Genomic DNA, 20011 nt, shown 5'->3' on the forward strand with positions numbered 1-20011 from the left:
GCCACTCCTCTACAACTTCACCGGCTTAATGTTCCAGATCTCATCGGCGTATTCCTGAATGGTACGGTCCGAGGAGAAATAGCCCATGTTGGCGATGTTATGCAGCGTGCGGCGCGTCCATTCTTCCGGCAGTTTATACAGCTCATCGACTTTATCCTGCGTATCGACATAACTGCGGTAATCCGCCAGCACCTGATAGTGATCGCCGAGATTGACCAGCGTATCGAACAGGTTGGTGTAGCGCTTCGGCTCGCCTGGGCTGAAGACTCCGGTGGCGATTTGCGTCAGCACCTGATGCAGCTCAGCGTCCTGCTCGAAGTAAGTATGCGGGTTGTAGCCTTTGCGGCGTAATTCCTCGACCTGCGGCGTGGTATTGCCAAAGATAAAGATATTCTTCTCGCCCACGTGTTCGAGCATTTCAACGTTGGCACCGTCAAGCGTCCCGATAGTCAGCGCGCCATTGAGAGCAAATTTCATGTTACTGGTGCCGGAGGCTTCGGTACCCGCCAGAGAGATTTGCTCGGAAAGATCCGCCGCCGGAATGATCAGTTGCGCCAGGCTAACACTGTAGTTCGGAATGAAAACGATCTTCAGCTTGTTGCCAATACGCGGATCGTTGTTGATCACCGCCGCCACATCGTTGATCAGCCGGATGATCTGCTTCGCCGCATAATACGCCGAGGCCGCTTTACCGGCGAAAATCACTGTGCGTGGCACCCATTCGGCATCTGGCTCTTCGAGAATGCGGTTATAACGGGTGATGACGTGCAGCACATTCATTAGCTGACGTTTATATTCGTGGATACGCTTAATCTGCACGTCGAACAGGCTTTTCGGATCCACCACAATATTCAGCTTCTGGGCGATATACAGCGCCAGCCGCTTTTTGTTGTCCAGCTTGGCCTTGCGGATTGCTTGCAGGAAACTCAGGTAATCCAGATTCTGTTTCAGTTCCGCCAGCTGGCTGAGATCAGAACGCCAGGTCTGGCCGATGGCGTCATCAATTACCGCTGACAGCGGTTTGTTGGCCAGTGCCAGCCAGCGGCGCGGCGTCACGCCGTTGGTTTTATTACAGAAACGGTCCGGATAAATACGGGCGAAATCAGCAAACAACGACTGCACCATCAGCTCGGAATGCAGCTCAGACACACCGTTAACTTTGTGGCTGGCGATCACCGCAAGCCACGCCATCCGCACTTTGCGGCCGTTGCCTTCATCGATAATCGAGACACGCGACAGCAGGCCATTATCGTTGGGGATCTTTTCCGCCACTTCTTTCAGGAAGTGATCGTTAATCTGGAAAATAATCTCCAGATGACGCGGCAGGATTTTGCCGATCATGTCTACCGGCCAGGTTTCCAGCGCTTCGCTCATCAGCGTGTGGTTGGTGTAAGAGAACACGCTGCACACGGTTTGCCACGCGGCTTGCCACTCGAATTTATGCTCGTCGATTAACAGGCGCATCAGCTCAGGGATGGACAATACCGGGTGCGTGTCGTTGAGGTGGATGGCGATTTTATCGGCCAGATTGTCGTAAGTATGGTGCGTGGTGTAATGCCGGTTGAGAATATCCTGCACGGTCGCCGACACCAGAAAATATTCCTGACGCAACCGCAGCTCGCGGCCAGAATAAGTTGAGTCATCGGGATACAACACGCGGGACACGTTCTCAGAATGGTTTTTATCTTCCACCGCCGCGAAGTAATCGCCCTGATTAAATTTCCCCAGATTGATTTCGTTACTGGCCTGCGCGCCCCACAAGCGCAGCGTGTTGGTCGCGTCGGTGTCGTAGCCGGGAATGACCTGATCATAGGCGCAGGCGATGACCTCCTCGGTTTCCAGCCAGCGGGTTTTGATGCCTTCATGTTGCACCCGTCCGCCGAAACGCACTTTATAACGGGTATTGTAACGCTGGAATTCCCACGGGTTACCGTATTCCAGCCAGTAATCCGGCGCTTCTTTTTGCTCACCGTTGATGATGCTTTGCGCAAACATACCGTATTCATACCGGATGCCGTAACCGCGCCCCGGCAGCGCCAGCGTCGCCAGCGAATCAAGGAAACAGGCCGCCAGTCGTCCGAGACCGCCGTTGCCTAAACCAGGGTCATTTTCTTCACCGATCAGTTCTTCGAGATCAAAGCCCATTTCATCAAGCGCGCTTTTCAGGTCGTCGTAAATACCCATCGCCAGCAACGCATTGGAAAGCGTCCGTCCAATCAGAAACTCCATCGACAGGTAATAAACCTGCCGGACGTCCTGTGAGGTTTGCGCCCGGTTAGAACGCAACCAGCGTTCCACCATGCGATCGCGCACCGCAAACAATGTGGCGTTCAGCCAGTCGTGTTGTGTCGCAATAGACGGATCTTTGCCGATGATAAACATCAGTTTATAGGCAATAGAATGCTTAAGCGCTTCGACACTGACTGTCGGTGAGTTGTAATTAAACGGTGAAGTCATAGCGTTACATTCCCGATCAAGTTAGCTACGTTCAGGGTCAGGACAGCAGGCGGTTATACAGGGTGATATATTCCTGCGCAGCCACCTTCCAGCCAAAATCAATACCCATGGCGTGTTGTTGGACGTGTCGCCAGTGTTTCGGTCGGCTCCACAAAACAAATGCCCGGCGGATCGCATTTCCCAGCGATTTCCCCGTTGCTTCTTCAAAGACAAAACCACTGGCTGTTCCGTCGGCCAGATTTTCCAGTGCACAATCGACCACCGTGTCGGCCAGCCCGCCGGTGCGGCGCACCAGCGGCAACGTACCGTATTTGAGGCCATATAATTGGGTTAATCCGCAAGGTTCAAAACGGCTCGGCACCATAATGACATCCGCCCCGCCGATAATGCGATGGGAAAACGCTTCGTGATAGCCGAGCTGCACGCCGACCTGGCCAGGGTTGTCCGCCGCGGCTGCCAGAAATGCCTGTTGCAGCACCGCGTCACCCGCGCCCAGCAGCGCCAGCTGACCGCCGCGTTCGAGTAAATCCGGCAAGGCTTCCAGCACCAGATCCAGCCCTTTCTGGCTGGTCAGGCGACTGACGACAGCAAATACCAGCCGCGAATCATCCACATCCAGCCCCATCGCCCGTTGCAGATAGGCTTTATTGACCGCTTTCGAGCGTAAATCCTCCGCGTCGTAACGCGCTGACAGCAGCACGTCATCACGCGGCTGCCAGATAGCGTCATCGACGCCGTTAAGGATCCCCGTCAGCCGCCCTTGCATTTCACGTTCCAGCAGCAGCGATTCCATGCCATAGCCAAATTCCGGACGGGTGATTTCTTTCGCGTAGGTCGGGCTGACGGTGGTCACGTGGTCGGAATAGAACAGACCGGCTTTCAGGAAAGATATCTGGCCGTAGAATTCCAGCCCGTGCATCTGAAAGAACTCGCGCGGGATATACAGCTCATCGAGATGATGCGCGCCAAACAATCCCTGAAACGCCAGATTATGTACGGTGAAAACCGTCCGCACCGGCGCATTACGGGCGCGGATATACGCGGAACATAGACCGGCGTGCCAGTCATGAGAGTGGACGATATCGGGTTGCCAGTGTGGATCGAAATTCAGTGCCAGTTCGCAGGCCATCCAGCTCAGCAACGCAAAGCGCAGATGGTTATCCGGATAGGCAAACGACGATTGATCGTGATACGGGCTGCCGGGACGGTCATACAATCCCGGCACATCAATCAGATAAATACCCACGCCATCAAAGTAACCCAGTGAAAGGGTGACATGCCCGGCAAAAGTTGCCAGCGTGCCAATCACCTGTGTTTCCCCCAGTCCTTTTTTGACGTCAGGGAAAGCCGGAATGAGCACGCGGACATCCGCGCCTTCCGCAATCTGAGCGGCGGGTAATGCACCGGCGACATCCGCAAGGCCGCCCGTTTTTAACAGCGGAAACAGCTCAGAACAAACATGTAAAACCTGCATTCGCGCTCCTGATTATCCCGGTCATCCCGGCGTTCACCGGGATGACGAAAAGTCGTACTTCTATCGTCTGTTTATAGTTTCGCCAGCATTGCGCGGGTCACCAGCACCACGCCACCTTCCGAACGGTAGAAACGGCGGCTGTCTTCATCGGCATTCTCACCAATCACCATGCCTTCAGGGATCTGACAAGCGCGGTCAATGACGCATTTGCGTAAACGGCATGAACGCCCCACATTCACATCCGGCAGGATGATGGCCGAATCGATATTGCAGAAAGAGTTGACACGTACCCGCGGGAACAGCACGGAATGCACCACCACCGAACCGGAAACAATCACGCCACCGGCCACCAGCGAATTCATGGTCATGCCGTGGCTGCCTGAGCGATCCTGTACAAATTTGGCGGGCGGAAGCGGCTCCATGTGGGTACGGATCGGCCAGTCGCGGTCGTACATATCCAGCTCCGGCGTGACTGACGCCAGATCCAGATTAGCGCGCCAGTAGGCATCGAGCGTGCCGACATCACGCCAGTACGGCGGCGCTTCATCGTTTTGCGTGACGCAGGAAAGACCAAACGGATGCGCGCGGGCAACGCCCTGACGGGTCAGTTTCGGGATCAGGTCTTTGCCGAAATCGTGGCTCGACTCTTCACTCGCCATGTCTTCTTCGAGCATGCGAAACAGATAGTCTGCATTAAAAATGTAGATGCCCATGCTCGCCAGCGCCATGTCGGGATTGCCGGGCATCGGCGGCGGGTCTTTGGGTTTTTCGACAAAACTGGTGATGTGATAATCCTCAGTGACGCCGATAACACCGAATTCACTGGCCTCGGTGCGCGGCACTTCCAGGCAGGCGACGGTACATTCACCACCCTTCTGCACGTGGTCGATCAGCATCCGCGAGTAGTCCATCTTATAGATATGATCACCCGCCAGGATCACCACAAACTCGGCGTTATAGCGGCGGATGATATCCAGATTCTGATAAACCGCATCGGCGGTACCTTTGTACCAGTGCTCGGTGCTGTGGCGTTGCTGCGCCGGAAGTAAATCGACGAATTCGTTCATTTCTTCGTTAAGGAAAGACCAGCCGCGCTGGATATGCTGAACCAGCGTGTGTGACTGATATTGTGTAATCACGCCGATGCGACGAATGCCGGAGTTCAGGCAATTTGACAGGGCGAAATCAATGATGCGGAATTTTCCGCCAAAGTGAACGGCGGGTTTTGCCCGGGTTGCGGTTAAATCTTTCAGTCTTGAACCACGGCCCCCGGCAAGGATTAATGCCACGGATTTCAGCGGCAACTGCCTTGCCAGCATGACCGGGTCCCGGTTATCTAATGTCGCCATATCTGACTCCTTTGTTTTTATAATGACCGGCTCTGTGAAGTGAAATCTTGTAGGACACAGAGGGTTTTTGCTGCTGCCCGCCATTGCGAGCCTTCCATGACACGCCGGGGTTCCTCATCAAAAAGCACGCTGTTGAACGGTGCCACTGGCTGCCAGTTTCCCGGCGGCAGGTGCAAATCCACCTCGTGCAGTGAGGCATTAACGATAACCAACCAGCGCTGTGACAGGCAGATTTGCAGCCACTGCTGCGGCCCCTGCTCCCAGTCGCCGGGGCTCATCGGTTGCCCCTGTTGATTCAGCCATTGCACGTCATCGCTGCCTTCCTGCCACCAGCGGTTTTGCGTCAGTGCCGGAATTTTCCGGCGCAGCGCAATCAGCGCGCAGGTATAGGCTGTCAGGCTTTCATCGGCGTTCTCCCAGTCAAGCCAGGTCAGCGGATTGTCCTGACAATAGGCGTTGTTGTTGCCAGACTGGCTGTTACCGAGTTCATCACCGGCCAGCAACATCGGCGTGCCCTGTGACAAACAGAGCGTTGCCAGCAAGGCACGCTGGCTGAGACGGCGCTGCTGTAATACGCCTTCAGACGCCTCAAGCCCTTCTTCACCGTGGTTTTGGCTGAAATTTTCGTTATGGCCGTCGCGATTTTCTTCACCGTTGGCCTGGTTATGTTTCTGGTTAAAACTGACGAGATCGCGCAACGTGAAGCCGTCGTGCGCCGTCAGCATGTTGATGCTGGCGTAAGGCTCACGCTGCGCGGGGTTGAACTTGTCGGCGGAGGCGGCAAAACGCCCGGCAAACTGCCCCAGAGAAAGATCGCCATGCAGCCAGAACTGGCGCATATCGTCGCGCCACACATCACTCCATTCGGCAAAGGGTGCCGGGAAATTTCCGAGCTGATAGCCCCCGGCCCCGATATCCCACGGCTCGGCAATCAGTTTGATTTTCGAGAGGATGTCATCGTGTTTAATGGCCAGGAACAACGGCGATTGTGCGGTGAATTCCGGCGTTCTGCCGAGAACTGTCGCTAAATCAAAACGGAAGCCATCAACATGACATTCACGTACCCAGTAATGCAGGCAGTCGAGGGTCCAGGCGATCATGTCCTCGTCCATCAGCCGTATCGTGTTGCCGCAGCCGGTCATGTTGTTGTCGGAACCGTCGTCGTTAAGCCAGTACCCGCTGGCGTTATCAATGCCACGAAACGAAATAAACGGCCCGTCGATATCCAGCTCAGCGCTGTGGTTGAACACCACATCGAGGATCACTTCAATACCCGCCTGATGCAGCGCTTTAACCGCCGATTTAAATTCATTCAGCGCCGACACACCGCCCAGCCCGCTGGCGTAACGCGGTTCAACCGCGCACGGTGCCAGCACGTTGTAGCCCCAGTAATTACTCAGCCCAAGGTGTTGCAGGCGTGGTTCGTCGGCATGATGCTGCACCGGCAAAAGTTCTATCGCGGTGACGCCCAGATGCTGCAAATATTCAAGCATCACCGGATGCGCCAGCCCGGCATAGGTGCCGCGAAGGGCTGCCGGAATATGGGGATGCTGGCGAGTGAGGCCGCGCACATGCGCCTCGTAAATCACCGTTTCACCCCAGGGTTTCGCGGGCGGTTGATCATCACCCCAGTCGAAATTTCCGGCGACCACCACGGATTTCGGCGCAACCACGGCGCTGTCTTTATCGTCCGGCGCATCGGTGCCGCCGGTGAACCGTGCGTTGTCGAGCAGTACGCCGTCAATCGCACGTGCGCTTGGGTCGATCAGCACTTTCTTCGGGTTAAACCGGTGACCCTTTTTCGGGTCGAACGGTCCGTAAACCCGGTAGCCGTAGCGCTGTCCGGCTTTCAGCCCCGGCACAAATCCATGCCAGAGATGGCCGGTGCGCCCGGTCAAAGGCAAATGTTGCTCGCTGCCGGTCTCATCAAAAAGACATAATTCCACTTTCTCCGCATGCGCGGAGTACAGGCAAAAATTGACGCCGTTATCTCTGAGATGCGCACCAAAAGGCGCGGGCTGACCGGTCGCGAGCTGTTTCATTACGCCTCCCTTCGCAAATAAACCGTCGCCAGCGGCGGAATAGTCACGCTGATCGAATGGTCACGCTGATGATGGCCAATATTTTCACTGTAAATATCGCAGCCGTTGCCGACATTACTGCCACAGTAGAAATGCGAATCGGTATTGAGGATTTCGTGATAACGCCCAGGCTGACTGATGCCTATGCGATAATGCTCACGCGGAACCGGCGTAAAGTTACTGATGACGATCACTTCACCGCCATTTTCGTCACGGCGGGCAAAGGCGAAAATCGAGTTTTCGTGATCGTCGACCACCAGCCATTCGAAACCGCGCGGGTTGTAATCGAGCTCATACAACGGCGCATTGGCCTGATAGGTCTGGTTCAGGTCGCGTACCAGATGTTGTACGCCGCTGTGCCAGCCGCTTGGATCGTCAAGCAGATGCCAGTCGAGGCTGGCGTCAAAATTCCACTCACGCCCCTGCGCAAATTCATTGCCCATAAACAGCAATTTCTTGCCCGGATGTGCCCACATAAAGCCGTAGTAAGCGCGCAGGTTGGCGAACTTCTGCCACACATCGCCGGGCATTTTATCCAGTAAAGATTTTTTACCGTGTACCACTTCATCGTGGGACAGCGGCAATATGAAGTTCTCGCTGTAAGCGTAAAGCACGCCGAATGTCATGAGGTTGTGATGATATTTGCGGTGAACCGGATCAAGCTGCATATAGGTCAGGGAATCGTGCATCCAGCCCATATTCCACTTGTAATGGAAACCCAGCCCGTTAGCATCCGGCGGCATGGTGACGCCGGGATAATCGGTCGATTCTTCCGCCAGCGTCACCGCACCGCCGAGTTCACGACCAATGGTCTGGTTGGTGTATTTCAGGAAAGAAATGGCTTCGAGGTTTTCGCGGCCACCGTAATAATTCGGGATCCACTCCCCGGCTTTACGGCTGTAATCGCGGTAAATCATGGAAGCCACGGCATCGACACGCAGGCCGTCAATGCCAAACCGTTCAATCCAGTAAAAACCATTGCCTGCCAGATAGTTACGCACTTCATGGCGGCCATAGTTATAAATCAGCGTATTCCAGTCCTGATGATAACCTTCACGGGGATCGGCATATTCGTACAGCGCGGTGCCGTCAAACTGCGCTAAACCATAGGTGTCGCTCGGAAAATGTCCCGGCACCCAGTCGAGAATGACGTTCAGCCCGGCGTTATGCGCGGCATCGACAAAGGCTTTGAATTCCATCGGCGTGCCAAAACGACGGGTCGGCGCATACATGCCAAGCGGCTGATAACCCCAGCTCCCGTCGAAAGGATGTTCGTTGACCGGCATCAGTTCGATGTGCGTAAAACCCATCCATTTGGCATATGAGACTAATTGCTCGGCCAGTTCACCATAGCTGAGCCAGAAATTATCATCGGTATGACGACGCCAGGAACCCAGGTGCACTTCATACACGGAAACCGGCTGATTCAGCGCATTGGCTTTCTTTCGGTTTTCTGAATGCGGCACAACATCCGGTAATTTACGCACGCACGAGGCAGTATCCGGACGCATCTGCGCCTCAAAAGCATAAGGGTCGGCGCGCAGGCTGACATGCCCGCGGCAGTCGATAATTTCGAATTTGTACAGTTGACCTTCGCGGACGGCGGGAATAAAGAGTTCCCAGATACCATTTTCACGGCGCTGACGCATCGGGTGTCGGCGGCCGTCCCAGAAGTTGAATTCACCCACGACGGAAACCCGCGTGGCGTTCGGTGCCCAGACGGCAAAACTGACACCCTCGACGTCATCCAGCGTTTGCAGATGTGCGCCGAGTTTTTCGTATGGCCGCAGGTGCGTGCCTTCTGCCAGCAACCAGATATCCAGTTCCTGCAACAATGTGCCGAACCGGTACGGGTCGTCAATCACATGCAGATTCTCGCCCCAGCGGACTTCCAGCTTGTAACGAAAGGCATTTTTACGCCGCGGGATCAGGCCGACAAAGAAACCGCGATCATCGTAACGACGCAGTTCCGCCACCTGTTTACCTTTTTCTACATCAATAACCCAGACCTGATCCGCATCCGGCAACAGGGCACGCACTTCCAGCCCGGCGGCCACAGAATGCATACCCAAAAGAGAAAAAGGATCAGCGTAGTGGCCAGATATAATTTGGTTAATGACGTGCTGATCGGGAAGTACAGACATGTATTTCGTCCTATGATTAATTAAATCAATAAATCCAATAAAATCATTCAGGTATTCAATACGAAACGTGATCCCAGTGTGCTCCCCTTTTTATCGCCGCTTTGTGATCCGGCTGTGTTTCGGTTTTGCCAAAAAGTGCGCGATGACGCTTACGCTCACAATTTCCAAATAAGTGCTTATTTCAGCTTCTCAAAGAGGCATAGCTCTTCTACTAAGCATAGACAAAGGTTCGAAAAATCAGCGGGAAGAAACCGATGAATTTTTCGCAAAATGAAATACAGAGAGTTGCGCTGGAAAAAGGCGGATAAACGGTGAAGTGATTGATGACAGAATCAAAAACGGGACACCGTGCTGGTGTCCCGCGGGGAAATCTTTACAAAGAAAACAGGGCAGTTTTCAATATTGCATCGCGTTAGAGAAGAATACGCAGCATGCGGCGTAAAGGCTCTGCCGCGCCCCACAGCAGCTGATCACCCACGGTGAATGCAGACAGATATTGCGGGCCCATATTCAGTTTACGCAGACGGCCGACCGGTGTGTTCATGGTGCCGGTGACAGCCGCTGGCGTCAGTTCACGCATCGACAGTTCGCGGTCATTTGGGATCACGCGAACCCAGTCATTATGCGAAGCCAGCATCTGTTCGATTTCCGGAATTGACACGTCTTGTTTCAATTTCAGCGTGAAAGCCTGGCTGTGACAACGCAGCGCGCCGATACGAACACACAGGCCATCCACCGGAATAATGCTGGAAGTGCCGAGAATTTTGTTGGTTTCCGCCTGACCTTTCCATTCTTCTTTGGTCTGGCCGTTATCGAGCTGTTTGTCGATCCACGGGATCAGACCGCCCGCCAGCGGAACACCGAAGTTATCGGTTGGCAACGTACCGCTGCGGGTCAGCGCGGTCACTTTACGTTCGATGTCCAGAATGGCGGAAGCCGGGTTTTCCAGCTCTTTCGCCACGCTGCTATGCAGCATACCCATCTGGGTCAGCAGTTCACGCATGTGACGCGCGCCGCCGCCGGAAGCTGCCTGGTACGTGGCAACAGACGCCCACTCGATCAGGTCATTCGCAAACAGGCCGCCAAGCGACATCAGCATCAGGCTGACGGTGCAGTTACCGCCCACAAAGGTTTTAATGCCTTTGTCGATGCCCTGATGGATCACTGCGCTGTTCACCGGGTCAAGGATGATTATCGCGTCATCTTCCATTCTCAGAGAGGATGCTGCGTCAATCCAGTAGCCAGACCAACCGATTTCACGCAGCTTAGGATAGATTTCATTGGTATAATCGCCGCCCTGACAGGTGATGATAATGTCCAGCGCGCTCAGAGCGTCCAGATCATAGGCATCCTGCAAGGTTCCGGACTGACCCGTGAAAGAAGGCGCGGCCTGACCGTGCTGAGAGGTGGAGAAGAATACCGGACGGATAGCGTCGAAATCGCGTTCTTCAATCATGCGTTGCATGAGTACAGAACCGACCATCCCGCGCCAGCCAACGAAACCTACATTTTTCATAATATCTGTCCTGCCCTGAGGGTGATAACTGCTTAAAACGGCTTGAACGCGCGTTTGCACTAAGTTAGTGCCTGTTTTGATGCACTGTGCCCCGTTAACGCGCTGGTCTACCACCTTACAAAATGTAGTAGAAGTGGCAAGTGAATTTAATCAATAGTGCAGCTTTTAATAGCAGCGCAACTTATAACAGGCATTTTTTCTGAGGTAGTCATGACCGAAATGATTTCAGCAACCATTTTGCTGTTTTTAATTATGGATCCGCTGGGCAACTTACCGATTTTTATGTCGGTTTTAAAACATCTCGACCCGAAACGTCGCCGGGTCGTGTTAATCCGCGAAATGCTGATCGCACTGATCCTGATGCTGATCTTCCTGTTCGCCGGGGAAAAAATCCTGTCGTTCCTGAATTTACGTACCGAAACCGTGTCGATTTCCGGCGGTATTATTTTGTTCCTGATTGCTATCAAAATGATTTTCCCGTCAGAAGAGAAAAGCAGCAGCGGCCTGCCAGCCGGTGAAGAACCCTTCCTCGTACCGATGGCCATCCCGCTGGTTGCTGGCCCGTCGATTCTCGCGACGCTGATGCTGCTTTCGCACCAGTATCCGAATCAGATGAGTCATCTCACGCTGGCGCTGTTTATCGCCTGGGGCATGTCGATGGCGATCCTTCTGCTGTCGAACCTGTTCCTGCGCCTGCTCGGCGACAAAGGCGTCAGCGCCCTCGAACGCCTGATGGGCCTGATTCTGGTGATGCTCTCAACACAGATGTTCCTTGATGGGATCAGGGCGTATCTGAAGATTTAGCGGCAGAAAAAACGAAAAAGGCGAGCCACGCGTCTCGCCTTTTTTACATCTGTTTTAAATCGTTTTAAGCGTCTGGATAATTTGCGGATTCAGTTCGAGCATTTTCAATAATTTCAGCGCGGCGCCATTCGGCAAACGCTTTTGTTGTTCCCACGCCTGCACCAGCGAAGGAGATACACCGAGCAGTCGGGCAAATTCATCCTGCTTAATTCCCGCCTTTGTACGGATTTGTTTTACTTCGGGCATGGCAACACGCGTGATATGCGCAGGTGTCATTTCGCCTTTATGGATAGCGACCATCTCTTCAGCGGATTGTCGCAATTCTTCAAAGAATTCTTTCGTCATGGTCTATCTCCTGTGTCACGACAGACTTCGTACAATGTTTTTCAAAATCAATTTTTCGCTTTCCGTCAGTGAATCTTTCTCACTCTTCGGATAAACCAGCAGCATGAAAATCTGACCGTCAGCGCACAGGTAATAATAAATCGCCCGCACACCCGCACTTTTTCCACGCCTTTGATGACCCCAGCGGATTTTTCTGCATCCACCGGTGCCGACAATCAAAGCCCCTGCGTCGGGATAATGGGTGAGGTATTCCTGAAACTGGCGATATTCCTCCTCAGTCAGCAGCTCTTTGCATTTGCGGCTAAAGGTCGGGGTTTCGATAAACTCCAGATATTCCATATGACTCATTCCATGACTCAAGATGGCTGAATAATACTCTCACAGGGTAAGAGTTCAACGCGAGGTTTTTCTCGTCAGAAACGTAAAAGGCGAGCCACGCGGCTCGCCTTTTATATGCTAACAATTTGTCGTCAGACGACCATCGACAACAGCAGACATCCCGCCAGACCGCACAGGGAAATGATGGTTTCCAGCACAGACCAGGATTTGAAGGTTTCGACAATGCTCAGGTTGAAATATTCCTTGAACAACCAGAAGCCCGGATCGTTGACGTGCGAGAAAATCACGCTGCCGGAACCCACGGCGATCACCATCAGTTCAGGGCTGACGCCCGTGGTGGCGATCAGTGGCGCGGCAATACCGCCCGCAGTAATCGCTGCCACGGTAGCAGACCCCAATGCGATACGCAGAACCGCCGCAATGGACCAGGCCAGCAGGATTGGCGAGAGCGTGCTGCCGTCCATCAGAGCTGCAATGTATTTTTCAATACCGCTGTCCACCAGCACCTGTTTAAACGCACCGCCACCGCCGATGATTAACAACATCATCGCGATGATTTTGATGGAATCGGTCACAGTTGCCATCACATCTTCCATCTTACGGCCACGGTTCAGACCGAAAGTGAAGATAGCGATCAGCACCGCAATCAGCGTTGCCATCACCGGGTCGCCGAAGAATTCAGCATACGCCAGCACCGGATGCCCTTTCGGCAGGATCATTTCGCAAAGTGCGCGGAATGCCATCAGAATAACCGGCACCAGTGAAGTCGCGACGCTGACGCCAAAGCCCGGCATCTCTTCTTCCGTGAAGGTTTTCGGGTTAAACAGACCTTCAGGCACCGGTTTGTCGATACCTTTCAGGAAGCGCGCATACACCGGCCCTGCCAGAATCACCGTCGGCACCGCCAGCAGTGAACCAAACAGCAGTGTTTTACCCATATCCGCATGGAAAATCGTCGCAATCGCCGTCGGACCAGGGTGCGGAGGCAGGAACCCGTGTGTAACGGATAACGCAGCCGCCATCGGAACCCCGACATACAGCAATGGTAAACGCGCCGCCGCGGCCACAGTGAAGACCAGTGGCAACATCAGCACGAAACCGACTTCATAGAACAGGGCAAACCCGACGATGAAACCTGTCAGCACGATCGCCCACTGAATGTGCTCACGGCCAAACTTTTCGATAAGGGTGGTCGCGATACGTTGTGCGCCACCGCAATCCGCCAGCATTTTACCGAGCATGGCACCGAAGCCCATGATCAGCGCAAGACTGCCAAGTGTCCCACCCACCCCGTTTTTGATCGAGGTGATAACTTTATCGACCGGCATTCCCTGCATAATCCCCACCGCCAGCGCGACAAGAATCAGTGCAATGAAGCCATTAAGCTTAAATCGGATCATAAGTAACAACAGCAGTGCGACACCCACCGCTACAATAACTAATGGCATATTCTTCCCCTCACGCAGTCACCCGGGTATGACTAAAAACCGGGTGAAGCATTGTTTTTAATTTTCAAGATGTTGTAGGAATTAACAGTGCTACGGGTACAGACCGCGACCGCTAAAACAGCAGTGCATTCCTTTGTGATATTAGTCACATCTCCATTTGTTACCGGTATCATGATACCGGTAACATGGTAATATTAGGACTCACTACGCAGTCAAAATGTTCATTTTGGGATAGAGATCATACTTATGGCAGGACAAAGCATCATTCTGATGGGCGTGTCAGGCAGCGGTAAATCCACCGTCGGCGCGGCACTGGCCCGTGAAATTAACGCGAAATTTATCGACGGCGATGATCTTCATCCCCGCGCCAATATTCAAAAGATGGCCAGCGGCACGCCACTGAACGACGATGACCGCGCGCCGTGGTTATTGCGTCTCAACGACGCGGCTTACAGCCTGCGCCATAAAAATGAAACCGGCATCATTGTCTGTTCTGCACTGAAGCGTCGCTACCGTGACGCCCTGCGTAAAGACAACGAAGGTATGGTGTTCATCTACATGAAAGGCAGTTTTGAAGTGATCGCCGAGCGCCTTAAAGCGCGTGCCGGACATTTCATGCCGACCGATTTACTGCGCAGCCAGTTCGATGCGCTCGAAGAACCGGGCGAAGACGAACCGGATGTGTTGCGCGTGAATATCGATCACAAGTTTGAAGGTGTGGTAGATCGCTGCGTTGCAGCCCTCAAAACAATTCAGAAGTAAGACTTTCTCCTCCCCCTGCGAAGGGGGAGGTGGGGAGGGGGTTTTAATGGCTGAGCTGTCATCCGCAAAACCAACACCCCATCCCGGCCTTCCCCTCGTGAGAGGGGAAGGAGCAAACAAATCAAATACTTCCACCCGCAGATATCGTAAACCCGACATCCACCATTCTCGGCACCACTTCTTCGCCGCGAAGTCTCGCCAGCAGGCGTTCGGCGGAGATTTGCCCCATTCTTTCGCGCGGTGTCAGCACGCTGGCGAGTGGTGGCTCCATCGCCTGCCCCATGTTGTGCCCATGAAAACCGGCAATCGCCATTTGTGAAGGGATTTTCAGACCCTGACGCTGACATTCAAAAAATGCGCCCGCCGCGAGGTCATCGTTGGTACAGAAAATACTGTCGATTTGTGGCCAGTCTTTTTGCGCCTGACGCAGTAATTCCGCGCCGCCACTGTAACTGGAAGAACGGCTGGTCATCACACTGTAAGGCTCCAGACCGGATTCACGCATCGCCTGTTCATAACCCTGCTGTTTGATAATGGTTCGCTCATCCTGACGAGCGCCGAAATACACCACATGACGATGGCCGCGCGCGATAATTTGTTGCGTCATCTGCCGCGCGGCTTCGAAGTTGTTGAAGCCGACCGCCAGATCCACACACGGCGACACACAGTCCATCATCTCCACAACCGGAATACCGGCCACTTCAATCATCTTCAGCGTACGCGCGGTGTGATGGCGTTCGGACAAAATCAGTCCGTCGATATTGTAGGAAAGCAGTGAAGTCAGACGCTGTTCTTCGCGCTCCTGGCTGTAGCCGTAGTGCGCCAGCATGGTCTGATAACCGTGGATATCAGTCACGCTTTCGATGCCGCGCAGCACTTCCGCAAACACCTGGTTGGTCAGCGACGGCAGCAGCACACCGATGGCGCGGCTTTTAGCGTTAGAAAGAATGTCCGGTGCGCGGTTGGGGATGTAGCCCAGCTCGTCGAGCGCCGCAGAGATTTTTTCCTGCAACGCGCCGGAAACCTGTTCAGGGTTACGCAAATAACGGCTGACCGTCATTTTGGTGACGCCCACCTTGTCGGCAACATCCTGGAGTACGGGTCTTTTTTTCTTCATATTCATCAAAGAGATGGGCCGCTGAAAAGGTTAAGGGATCAGAGCGTGATGTTAGCAAACAATCGCGCAGGCGGATATCCGTTGCTGCGCGACATGAGAGGTTTATCAGGAAGGCAGGGAAAGCTGCCCGCGAACCGGTGCGCTGAGGTTCGCTGAGAGCTGGCCGGTCAGCAGCGCCATCGCGCGTTGTGCCAGGGTTTCCAGCGGATAGGCAATCGCCGGAACAGCAGAAACGCCCGGTGGCAGCGTACTGTCGAGACTGAACACCATCACATTTTCAGGCACGGCGCGCCCGTGCCGGGCGAGCTGACGGAGTGCATCCTGCGCGGTGGCATCGTCCGGCACCAGCAGCGCATTGAACGGCACGTTCTGTGCCAGCAGTTTCGTCAGCGCATCTGCGCCGCTGTGCTCCAGCCGCCGGTCGTAAGGCAGCAGGAACTTCTCCAGTGCCAGATGATATCCCTGCAAGATTTGTCCGGCGGTTTCGCTGTTTTCCGCGTTGATCAGGGCAATCTGCCGGCGCCCTTGTTTGAGCACATACTGGCAGGCAGTTTCGGCGGCAAAGCTGCGGTCAAAGTGAATGCTGCGTGCTGAATCCGCATCCAGACAATCAATGGTGATCACGTTTTCCGGCAATGCCGGCAGCGGAAAACGCGCACCGATCACAATCATCGCATCGCACAGACCGCGGCCAATTTCAGCTACGGAATGCGTCAGGCTCGCTGCGTCGGTGGCAAAGCGCAGCAGCAGATACTTCTGATTCAGCCGCAACTCTTTTTCCAGCGCGTGGAGATAACCGGTGGACTGATTGATGTTTTCGGTCGCACAAATCACGCCGATACAACCGGTAGACTGCGTGGACAGCGACTGCGCAATCACGCTCGGTTTATATTGCAGTGTTTCCACCGCCTGCATCACAGCCAGGCGGCTTTCTTCTTTGACACCGCGGCTGCCACTCAGGACACGGGACACCGTCGCTTTCGACACCTTCGCCAGCCGCGAAACGTCGCTAATGTTTGCCATGTCTTTCCTTGTGTTAATCGAAACCGTTATTTTTAGACACCGCCGCGAACCATTCGCCGCTTTTCTTCACCGTACGCTTCTGCGTTTCCAGATCCAGCTGGATGAAACCATACCGGTTTTTATAGGCATTCATCCATGACCAGCAATCAATAAATGTCCACATGTGATAACCCAGACAACCACTGCCTTCCTGCAAGGCGCGGTGCAGCCATTTCAGGTGCCCGCTGACAAACTCGATGCGGTAATCATCATCAATCCGCCCCGCCTGTTCAAAGCGCAGTTCATTTTCCACACCCATGCCGTTTTCGGAAATGAAACAGCGCGGATTGCCGTAGTTTTCACGCAGATTGGTCAGAATATCGTAAATGCCCTGCTCGTAGATTTCCCAGCCACGGTGCGGGTTCATTTTACGTCCCGGCATGACATAGTTATCGAAGAACCATTCCGGCATAAACGGACTTTCCGGATTAACCATACTGTCGCGACACTGAATACGGCGCGGCTGGTAATAGTTAATGCCGAGTAAATCCACCACACCCTGTTGCAGCAGTGCTTTATCGCCCTGCTGGCAGGCCGGAAGCTGATCGTATTTTTTCAGCAATTCCACCAGTTCCTGCGGATATTCACCGCGCAGCGCCGGATCGAGGAAGCTGCGGTTAAACATCAGGTCCGCAATGTTAGCGGCTTTCAGGTCAGCCTGATTCTGTGATCGCGGATAAGACGGCGTAAGGTTAAGAATAATGCCGATTTCACCGCCAGAATTGCGGGCGCGATAGGCCTTCACCGCCAGCGAATGGGCCAGCATAGTGTGATACGCCACGGTGGCAGCCCGTTTGAAATCCACTACGTTCGGGTAATGGAAATCATACAAATAACCGCCTTCCACCGGCACCACCGGTTCGTTGAACGTAAACCAATGCTTCACGCGGTCACCGAACAGCTCGAAACAGGTATCGGCGTATTTTGCGTAAGCCTGCACGACGTCGCGGTTTTCCCAGCCGCCGATTTCCTGCATCGCCATCGGCATATCAAAGTGGAACAGATTGATAAACGGCTGTACGCCCTGCGCCAGCATTTCGTCGATCACCTGGTTATAAAACGTGACCGCTTCCTGATTCACTTCACCACGCCCGTTGGGGATCAAACGCGCCCAGGAAATCGACGTGCGGAAGGTGTTGTGATTGAGCTGTTTCAGCAGCGCGATATCTTCGCGCCAGTTTTTGTAAAACGTCGAGGTATCCTGCGGACCGACGTCATTGTGAAAGCGCGTCGGCTGTTGTGAATACCAGTGATCCCACACCGTCGCGCTTTTTCCGTGGCTCAGGGTTTCACCTTCCGTCTGCGGCGCTGAACTGGCACTGCCCCACCAGAATTCTTTTGGAAATGCGTATTTCATCGTCATCCTCGCTGTCCGTTAGCTTTACGTTTTTAACTGAATTATTTGACTGTTTAGCTGTTTGCCGGCACGGCATTACCCGCCGTCTGTGCCAGGGCTTTTTCCGCTTCCTGTTTCAGCAACGTACGTTCATAGGCTTTCAGGAACGGATAGTACATAACGGCTGATAACACCATACAGAACAGGCACATAATTACCGGGCTGAATGCCCAGTTTGCGGCCCATGACGCACCAATCGGCGCAGGCGTTGTCCAGGGTGTGAGCGAGACCACCTGTGCAACCCAGCCGAGTTTGGTGGCGGTGTAAGCAAAAATAGCGTTCAGCATCGGCACCAGCGTAAACGGCAGGAAGAATACCGGATTCATGATAATTGGCGTGCCAAACAGGATCGGTTCATTGATGTTAAAGAAGCTCGGCACCACCCCCATCCGGCCAATGGTGCGCAGGTGCACGGCCTTGCTGCACAGCAATAAAATCGCCAGCGGTAAGGTCGACCCCACGCCGCCAATTAACAGATAGTGATCCCAGAATCCTTGCAGATAAATGTGTGGCAATGGCGCACCGGCCTGCAACGCCGTCTGGTTGAGTGCCAGATTGGTCATCCAGAACGGGTTCATGATGCCGGTGACAATCAGCGCGCCATGAATCCCCGCAAACCACAGTACCTGACAGATAAACACTGAAATCAAAATCGCTGGCAGGGAATCCGACGCAGAAACCAGCGGTGCCAGCAAATGCATGATGGCTTCAGGAATTATCATGCCGGTGGTGGACTGAATAAACAGGTTCAGCGGGTGCAGCGTGGCGACAATCGCCACCACCGGGATCAGAATTTCAAACGAGCGCGCCACGCCGGTCGGCACTTCTTTCGGCAGGCGGATGGTGATATTGCGGCGTTTGAGCAGCGCATACACTTCGGCGGCATAAATCGCCGTCAGGATCGCGGTGAAGATGCCTTCGCCGGAGAAATACTGCGTCGAGATTTGTTTGTCATGATACGGCGCAGCCACCAGCAGAAACGCCATAAACGCCAGTAAACCGGTCATGATCGGATCAAGCTTGTAGTGTTTGCCGAGGCTTGCGCCAATGCCTACCGAAATAAAAAACGTCATCACGCCCATGCTCAGATACCACGGCAACATCAGCTGCTCGCGGTATTTCAGCGACAGATCCAGCCACCCGCGCGCAAATCCCATGGTGGTGTCCGGCGAGAATGGCGGGAAAATAAAGACCAGCATGAACGAGCCGATAATCATAAAAGGCAGCGCAGCGATAAAGCCGTCGCGGATGGCGATCACATGCCGCTGCTGGCCAACGCTGCCCGCCAGGGGCGTGATGTGTTTTTCGATGACGTTAACCATCGCCTGATAAAGGCCACTCATACGCGGCTTCCTTCCTGTGCGATCAGGCCATAAGCGAAGTCGAGCACGTTATCGCCGCGCTGCATGCCGTAATCCATCATGTTGATGGTTTCGACCGGAATGTTGAATTCTGCCGCTCTGGCAGATAAATCAGCCTGCATGTAACGCACCTGCGGTCCGAGCAGTACCACCTGATAATCACGGAATTTTTCATCAAACTCGCTGGCACCGAATGCATCAATCTGCACCTCTTCTCCGCGTTCCGCCGCCACTTCTTTCATCTTGCGCACCAACAAACTGGTCGACATCCCCGCCGAACAACAAAGCATGATTCTTTTCATTTTGCTTCACTCCGAGATGATTAATGTTCTGCCCTTTTTAGCCTGTTGAGGGTA

16 protein-coding genes are annotated in these 20011 nt (G+C 54.0%); 2 read left to right on the forward strand and 14 right to left on the reverse strand.

The window, feature by feature from the left end; genetic code table 11:
- Positions 1-9: 9 nt before the first annotated feature.
- From glgP to asd, 6 genes are all read right to left on the reverse strand, one after another.
- Complete coding sequence (glgP, locus tag EX31_RS05005; RefSeq protein ID WP_037033719.1) at positions 10-2457, reverse strand: glycogen phosphorylase; 2448 nt, start codon at positions 2455-2457, stop codon at positions 10-12.
- Positions 2458-2494: 37 nt separating this feature from the next.
- Complete coding sequence (gene glgA, locus EX31_RS05010) at positions 2495-3931, reverse strand: glycogen synthase GlgA (RefSeq protein ID WP_013573553.1); 1437 nt, start codon at positions 3929-3931, stop codon at positions 2495-2497.
- Between the two features lie 71 nt (positions 3932-4002).
- The gene (glgC, locus tag EX31_RS05015) at positions 4003-5280 is read right to left on the reverse strand and encodes a glucose-1-phosphate adenylyltransferase (protein WP_013573552.1); all 1278 of its coding nucleotides are present in this window, start codon (positions 5278-5280) and stop codon (positions 4003-4005) included.
- Positions 5281-5297: 17 nt separating this feature from the next.
- Complete coding sequence (gene glgX, locus EX31_RS05020; RefSeq protein WP_037033720.1) at positions 5298-7322, reverse strand: glycogen debranching protein GlgX; 2025 nt, start codon at positions 7320-7322, stop codon at positions 5298-5300.
- Positions 7322-9505 (reverse strand): 1,4-alpha-glucan branching protein GlgB, encoded by a 2184-nt coding sequence (glgB, locus tag EX31_RS05025; RefSeq protein ID WP_037033721.1) that lies wholly within the window; start codon positions 9503-9505, stop codon positions 7322-7324. Before glgB ends, glgX begins: the two co-directional genes overlap by 1 nt.
- Before the next feature lie 412 nt (positions 9506-9917).
- The gene (asd, locus tag EX31_RS05030) at positions 9918-11021 is read right to left on the reverse strand and encodes an aspartate-semialdehyde dehydrogenase (protein WP_013573549.1); all 1104 of its coding nucleotides are present in this window, start codon (positions 11019-11021) and stop codon (positions 9918-9920) included.
- A gap of 210 nt (positions 11022-11231) precedes the next feature.
- On the opposite strand from asd, the gene EX31_RS05035 reads away from it, so the two are divergent.
- Positions 11232-11825 carry a YhgN family NAAT transporter gene (locus tag EX31_RS05035; RefSeq protein WP_013573548.1) on the forward strand — a complete coding sequence of 198 codons (594 nt, stop codon included), beginning with the start codon at positions 11232-11234 and terminating at the stop codon, positions 11823-11825.
- 54 nt (positions 11826-11879) lie between these two features.
- On the opposite strand, the gene nadS is transcribed toward EX31_RS05035, so the two are convergent.
- From nadS to gntT, 3 genes are all read right to left on the reverse strand, one after another.
- The gene (gene nadS / locus EX31_RS05040; RefSeq protein WP_013573547.1) at positions 11880-12170 is read right to left on the reverse strand and encodes a NadS family protein; all 291 of its coding nucleotides are present in this window, start codon (positions 12168-12170) and stop codon (positions 11880-11882) included.
- 15 nt (positions 12171-12185) lie between these two features.
- Positions 12186-12509 (reverse strand): type II toxin-antitoxin system RelE/ParE family toxin, encoded by a 324-nt coding sequence (locus EX31_RS05045; RefSeq protein ID WP_014411485.1) that lies wholly within the window; start codon positions 12507-12509, stop codon positions 12186-12188.
- A gap of 131 nt (positions 12510-12640) precedes the next feature.
- Positions 12641-13957 (reverse strand): gluconate transporter, encoded by a 1317-nt coding sequence (gntT, locus tag EX31_RS05050; protein WP_013573545.1) that lies wholly within the window; start codon positions 13955-13957, stop codon positions 12641-12643.
- A 246-nt stretch (positions 13958-14203) separates the two neighbouring features.
- Here gntT and EX31_RS05055 point away from each other — a divergent pair, with 246 nt between their 5' ends.
- Positions 14204-14719: a gluconokinase gene (locus EX31_RS05055; protein WP_037033722.1), complete on the forward strand. Its 516-nt coding sequence runs from the start codon at positions 14204-14206 to the stop codon at positions 14717-14719.
- Between the two features lie 121 nt (positions 14720-14840).
- On the opposite strand, the gene gntR is transcribed toward EX31_RS05055, so the two are convergent.
- The 5 genes from gntR to EX31_RS05080 form a co-directional block, all read right to left on the reverse strand.
- Positions 14841-15836, reverse strand: coding sequence for a gluconate operon transcriptional repressor GntR (gene gntR / locus EX31_RS05060; protein ID WP_014411484.1), 996 nt, complete (start codon positions 15834-15836; stop codon positions 14841-14843).
- A gap of 105 nt (positions 15837-15941) precedes the next feature.
- Positions 15942-16859, reverse strand: a complete 918-nt coding sequence (locus EX31_RS05065; protein ID WP_037033726.1) for a LacI family DNA-binding transcriptional regulator — start codon at positions 16857-16859, stop codon at positions 15942-15944.
- A gap of 13 nt (positions 16860-16872) precedes the next feature.
- On the reverse strand, positions 16873-18255 hold the full coding sequence (locus EX31_RS05070) for a glycoside hydrolase family 1 protein (RefSeq protein WP_037033897.1): 1383 nt from the start codon (positions 18253-18255) through the stop codon (positions 16873-16875).
- A 53-nt stretch (positions 18256-18308) separates the two neighbouring features.
- Entirely contained in the window at positions 18309-19637 is a 1329-nt protein-coding gene (locus EX31_RS05075) for a PTS cellobiose transporter subunit IIC (RefSeq protein ID WP_013573540.1), read from the reverse strand.
- The gene (locus EX31_RS05080; protein WP_013573539.1) at positions 19634-19957 is read right to left on the reverse strand and encodes a PTS sugar transporter subunit IIB; all 324 of its coding nucleotides are present in this window, start codon (positions 19955-19957) and stop codon (positions 19634-19636) included. Before EX31_RS05080 ends, EX31_RS05075 begins: the two co-directional genes overlap by 4 nt.
- Positions 19958-20011: the final 54 nt, after the last annotated feature.

The organism is Rahnella sp. WP5 (genome assembly GCF_000745615.1).
Lineage (GTDB): Bacteria > Pseudomonadota > Gammaproteobacteria > Enterobacterales > Enterobacteriaceae > Rahnella > Rahnella aceris.

Bases quoted from the DNA above. Each gene is read 5' to 3' on its own strand.
- glgP (WP_037033719.1), bottom strand. From the start codon at position 2,457: ATGACTTCACCGTTTAATTACAACTCACCGACAGTCAGTGTCGAAGCG.
- glgA (WP_013573553.1), bottom strand. From the start codon at position 3,931: ATGCAGGTTTTACATGTTTGTTCTGAGCTGTTTCCGCTGTTAAAAACG.
- glgC (WP_013573552.1), bottom strand. From the start codon at position 5,280: ATGGCGACATTAGATAACCGGGACCCGGTCATGCTGGCAAGGCAGTTG.
- glgX (WP_037033720.1), bottom strand. From the start codon at position 7,322: ATGAAACAGCTCGCGACCGGTCAGCCCGCGCCTTTTGGTGCGCATCTC.
- glgB (WP_037033721.1), bottom strand. From the start codon at position 9,505: ATGTCTGTACTTCCCGATCAGCACGTCATTAACCAAATTATATCTGGC.
- asd (WP_013573549.1), bottom strand. From the start codon at position 11,021: ATGAAAAATGTAGGTTTCGTTGGCTGGCGCGGGATGGTCGGTTCTGTA.
- EX31_RS05035 (WP_013573548.1), top strand. From the start codon at position 11,232: ATGACCGAAATGATTTCAGCAACCATTTTGCTGTTTTTAATTATGGAT.
- nadS (WP_013573547.1), bottom strand. From the start codon at position 12,170: ATGACGAAAGAATTCTTTGAAGAATTGCGACAATCCGCTGAAGAGATG.
- EX31_RS05045 (WP_014411485.1), bottom strand. From the start codon at position 12,509: ATGGAATATCTGGAGTTTATCGAAACCCCGACCTTTAGCCGCAAATGC.
- gntT (WP_013573545.1), bottom strand. From the start codon at position 13,957: ATGCCATTAGTTATTGTAGCGGTGGGTGTCGCACTGCTGTTGTTACTT.
- EX31_RS05055 (WP_037033722.1), top strand. From the start codon at position 14,204: ATGGCAGGACAAAGCATCATTCTGATGGGCGTGTCAGGCAGCGGTAAA.
- gntR (WP_014411484.1), bottom strand. From the start codon at position 15,836: ATGAAGAAAAAAAGACCCGTACTCCAGGATGTTGCCGACAAGGTGGGC.
- EX31_RS05065 (WP_037033726.1), bottom strand. From the start codon at position 16,859: ATGGCAAACATTAGCGACGTTTCGCGGCTGGCGAAGGTGTCGAAAGCG.
- EX31_RS05070 (WP_037033897.1), bottom strand. From the start codon at position 18,255: ATGAAATACGCATTTCCAAAAGAATTCTGGTGGGGCAGTGCCAGTTCA.
- EX31_RS05075 (WP_013573540.1), bottom strand. From the start codon at position 19,637: ATGAGTGGCCTTTATCAGGCGATGGTTAACGTCATCGAAAAACACATC.
- EX31_RS05080 (WP_013573539.1), bottom strand. From the start codon at position 19,957: ATGAAAAGAATCATGCTTTGTTGTTCGGCGGGGATGTCGACCAGTTTG.